Annotated in this window: 3 tRNA genes and 3 rRNA genes; all 6 read right to left on the bottom strand. The window is 59.2% G+C overall.

From position 1 onward, the window contains the following. Positions 1-5 precede the first annotated feature (5 nt). A tRNA-Met gene (locus tag BM041_RS29605) sits at positions 6-79 on the bottom strand. A gap of 42 nt (positions 80-121) precedes the next feature. Continuing rightward, positions 122-236, bottom strand: a 5S ribosomal RNA gene (gene rrf / locus BM041_RS29610). Between the two features lie 130 nt (positions 237-366). Further along, positions 367-3101: ribosomal RNA gene (locus BM041_RS29615) — 23S ribosomal RNA — on the bottom strand. A 400-nt stretch (positions 3102-3501) separates the two neighbouring features. Beyond that, positions 3502-3574 (bottom strand) — tRNA-Ala (locus BM041_RS29620). 141 nt (positions 3575-3715) lie between these two features. Then, positions 3716-3789, bottom strand: a tRNA-Ile gene (locus BM041_RS29625). A gap of 231 nt (positions 3790-4020) precedes the next feature. Beyond that, positions 4021-4634, bottom strand: a 16S ribosomal RNA gene (locus tag BM041_RS29630); the annotation flags it as partial.

The following is a 4634-nucleotide window of genomic DNA, read 5'->3' on the forward strand; positions in this document are numbered from 1 at the left end:
GTGGGATGCGGGGACAGGATTTGAACCTGTGACCTTCAGGTTATGAGCCTGACGAGCTACCGGGCTGCTCCACCCCGCGGTGGTGTGTGTGTTTCAAAGGTGACTACGATCCGGCGTGGTGGCCCGGCGGCGACCGACTCTCCCGCATCTTGAGATGCAGTACCATGGGCGCTGGAGTGTTTCACGGCCGAGTTCGGGATGGGATCGGGTGTATCATCTCCGCGATGACCACCGGGCCACCGCGCCGGATCGTAGCTGATTGGGTCTGGGTCTGGTGTGTGTGTGTAATGGGCTGGGGCAAGTAGTTGCGCGGTTTGGTGCTGCGCGCGGTGGTGTCGTTTGACGGACACCGATGCGGCGGCGGTGATCTTGAGCTCGATCGGGCTATTAGGACTGCTCAGCTGAGACAGTTACCTGTCTTACACCTGCAGCCTATCGACGTGGTGGTCTTCCACGGCCCTCGGCGAGACCTGGTCTTGAGGCTGGTTTCCCGCTTAGATGCCTTCAGCGGTTATCCGTTCCGCACTTGGCCACCCGGCCGTGCCACTGGCGTGACAACCGGTTCACCAGAGGTGCGTCCATCCCGGTCCTCTCGTACTAGGGACAGATCCTCTCAAGTCTCGTACACCCACGGCAGATAGGGACCGAACTGTCTCACGACGTTCTAAACCCAGCTCACGTACCGCTTTAATCGGCGAACAGCCGAACCCTTGGGACCTGCTCCAGCCCCGGGATGCGATGAGCCGACATCGAGGTGCCAAACCTCCCCGTCGATGTGGACTCTTGGGGGAGATCAGCCTGTTATCCCTAGAGTACCTTTTATCCGTTGAGCGATGGCCCTTCCACGCGGGACCACCGGATCACTAAGGCCGACTTTCGTCTCTGCTCGCGCCGTCGCGCTCGCAGTCAGGCGGGCTTGTGCCTTTGCACTCAACAGCCGATGTCCGACCGGCTTGAGCCCACCATCGCGCGCCTCCGTTACCATTTGGGAGGCGACCGCCCCAGTCAAACTGCCCACCACGCAGGGTCCCGACCCGGGATGACCGGGTTCGGTTAGACGCCAGAAAGGCACAGGGTGGTATTTCAAGGTTGGCTCCACACAAGCTAGCGCCCATGCTTCAAAGCCTCCCACCTATCCTACACAGTCCCTTCCTGGCGCCACTGCGAAGCTGCAGTAAAGGTTCATAGGGTCTTTCCGTCTGACCGCGGGTACCCCGCATCTTCACGGGGAATTCAATTTCGCTGAGCCCATGCTGGAGACAGTGGGGAGGTCGTTACGCCATTCGTGCAGGTCGGAACTTACCCGACAAGGAATTTCGCTACCTTAGGACCGTTATAGTTACGGCCGCCGTTTACTGGGGCTTCGGTTCGGAGCTTGCACTCCTCCCCTTGACCTTCCAGCACCGGGCAGGCGTCAGACCCTATACGTCATCTCTCGATTTCGCAGAGCCCTGTGTTTTTACTAAACAGTCGCCACCCCCTGGTCTGTGCCACCCACCAACACTTGCGTGCCAGCAGGTCTCGCTTATCCCGAAGTTACGCGAGCAATTTGCCTAGTTCCTTCAGCATGGTTCCCTCAAGCGCCTTGGAATACTCGTCCAATCCACCTGTGTCGGTTTAGGGTACGGTCCATATGTCAGAGCTATTTCCCGAGCCGATCCAACGGCCACCCCAATCCGATAAGGGATGACCGCACTTCACGGCTGTCACTTCTGACGGGCCCAGGAATATTCACCTGGTTTCCATCGGCTACGGCTGTCGCCCTCGCCTTAGGGGCCGGCTCACCCTGCGCGGATTAGCCTTGCGCAGGAACCCTTGGATTTTCGGCGGAAGGGTTTCTCACCCTTCTTGTCGCTACTCATGTCCGCATTCGCACTTCCCATACCTCCACGGCCCCTCACAGGTACCGCTTCGCAGGCCTAGGGAACGCTCCGCTACCGCACATCTTTCGATGCACCCACAGCTTCGGCTCGTGGCTTGAGCCCCGTTACATTTTCGCCGCAGAACAGCTATTAGACCAGTGAGCTATTACGCTTTCTTTAAAGGATGGCTGCTTCTAAGCCAACCTCCTGGTTGTTTTGGCCGTCCCACATGCTTTCCCACTTAGCCACGAATTAGGGGCCTTAGCTGGTGGTCTGGGCTGTTTCCCTCTCGACGACGGACCTTAGCACCCGCCGTCTGTCTGCCACACTGCACTCACCGGCATTCGGAGTTCGGTTGGGTTTGGTAGGACTTTGGGTCCCCCTAGCCCATCCGGTGCTCTACCTCCGGTGGTGACCATATGACGATCTACCTCAATAGATTTCGCGGAGAACCAGCTATTTCCTGGTTTGATTGGCCTTTCACCCCTAGCCACAGATCATCCCCGACTTTTTCAACAGGCGTGGGTTCGGCCCTCCAGTAGGTGTTACCCCACCTTCAGCCTGTCCATGGCTAGATCACCAGGTTTCGGGTCTCATGCCGGCAACTCAACGCCCATTTCGGACTCGCTTTCGCTGCGCCTACACCTCTCGGCTTAAGCTCGCTGCCAACACGAACTCGCGGACCCATTATACAAAAGGTACGCCGTCACCCTTGCGGGCTCCGACTGCTTGTAAGCGTCCGGTTTCAGGTCTCTTTCACTCCCCTCGTCGGGGTGCTTTTCACCTTTCCCTCACGGTACTTGTGCACTATCGGTCGCCAGGTAGTATTTAGGCTTAGAGGGTGGTCCCCCTACGTTCAGACAGGGTTTCACGTGCCCCGCCCTACTCAAGGATCATCAGAAACACTACGCCTACGGGGCTATCACCCACTACGGCCAGCCTTTCCAGACTGCTCGGCTTCTTTCCTGATGACCACTGGCCTACTCCGCTTTCGCTCGCCACTACTCGCGGAATCTCTGTTGATGTCTTTTCCTCCAGGTACTGAGATGTTTCAGTTCCCCGGGTTTGCCTCGTACGCCTATTTATTCAGCGCACGATCACCTTGCGGTGGGGTTTCCCCATTCGGACATCCGCGGATCAACGATCGCTCGCATCTCCCCGCGGCTTTTCGCAGCGTGCCACGTCCTTCATCGCCTCCTGGCGCCAAGGCATCCACCGAACGCTCTTTTCACGCTCGAGAACCTACCGCCGCCGCCCGCGCGCAGGACCAAACCGCGCCAGATGAGTCTCCCCACCAGGCCACAACCCGTCCCACATTCGAAACAGCAACAGCACAATACTTGCCTCAGCCAATTACACACACAATGAACGCCGCCCCCACCGCTCAGCACCAGGGTCTCCCCTTTTGCCAACCAGCGGAACAACGTCCACCAGATCCAGATTCACCGTTTGAAAGAACAAGCCCAACACCACACCCAAGGCATGGCGCCAGGAAACTGTCGAGGGAAGTCGGCACCACTCACGCAGCACCGCATCCTGGGAACCGCCCAGCCAGAAGCACCATTTGCAGACCGCGCTGCGCGGCAGTGCCGCGCAGGTCGCTCAGCACCGCCTCCGGCGGATTTCGGCTACGCCGAAATGGAGGCTAGCGGGTTCGAACCGCTGACCCCCTGCTTGCAAAGCAGGTGCTCTACCAGCTGAGCTAAGCCCCCGCACCAGTCAGTCAACGAGCCACTCAAAGGTGGGCAGCAGCAACGCGCGCCAATCGGCACGCCGCGCTGCGCGGCAGTGCCGCGCAGGTCGCTTACCACCCCCTCCGGGGGATTTTTCCTTTGCCAGAGGCAAAGGAAAAATGGGCCAGGGAGGACTTGAACCTCCGACCCCACGCTTATCAAGCGTGTGCTCTAACCAACTGAGCTACTGGCCCCCACCTGTTCAACCCGCGCCAATACCACCCAGCCCCACTCGCATGAGACCAGGCAGAACCGCCAGGCGGAGGGAGGGGCAGCCGGATGAAACCATGATCAGAGACCAAACCCCTCAAGCCAACCCATCCGGGCCAACCCTCAAGATCCAGCAAGTCAGGCTGATGATTGTAGCATTATTCGCGAACCACCCCAGCCGAAGGCCGAAACCTTCACCCCAGAGCAGGTCCTTGAAAGGAGGTGATCCAGCCGCAGGTTCCCCTACGGCTACCTTGTTACGACTTCACCCCAGTCGCTGACCCTACCGTGGTGACCTAGGTCCTTGCGGTTCCCGCAGCCACTTAAGGTAGAACCAACTCCCATGGTGTGACGGGCGGTGTGTACAAGGCCCGGGAACGTATTCACCGCGGCGTGCTGATCCGCGATTACTAGCGATTCCACCTTCACGTACCCGAGTTGCAGGGTACGATCTGAACTGAGACGGCTTTTAGGGATCGGCTCGGCCTCGCGACCTGGCTTCCCTCTGTCACCGCCATTGTAGCACGTGTGTAGCCCAGCCCATAAGGGCCATGAGGACTTGACGTCATCCCCACCTTCCTCCGGCTTGTCACCGGCAGTTCCTCCAGAGTGCCCACCCAGACGTGCTGGCAACTGGAGGCGAGGGTTGCGCTCGTTGCGGGACTTAACCCAACATCTCACGACACGAGCTGACGACAGCCATGCAGCACCTGTGCAACAGGCCCCTTGCGGGGAAAACGCATCTCTGCGTCGGTCCTGTCCATGTCAAGAGCTGGTAAGGTTCTGCGCGTTGCTTCGAATTAAACCACATGCTCCACCGCTTGTGCGG

The sequence above is a fragment of the Falsiroseomonas stagni DSM 19981 genome (genome assembly GCF_900114315.1).
Lineage (GTDB): Bacteria > Pseudomonadota > Alphaproteobacteria > Acetobacterales > Acetobacteraceae > Falsiroseomonas > Falsiroseomonas stagni.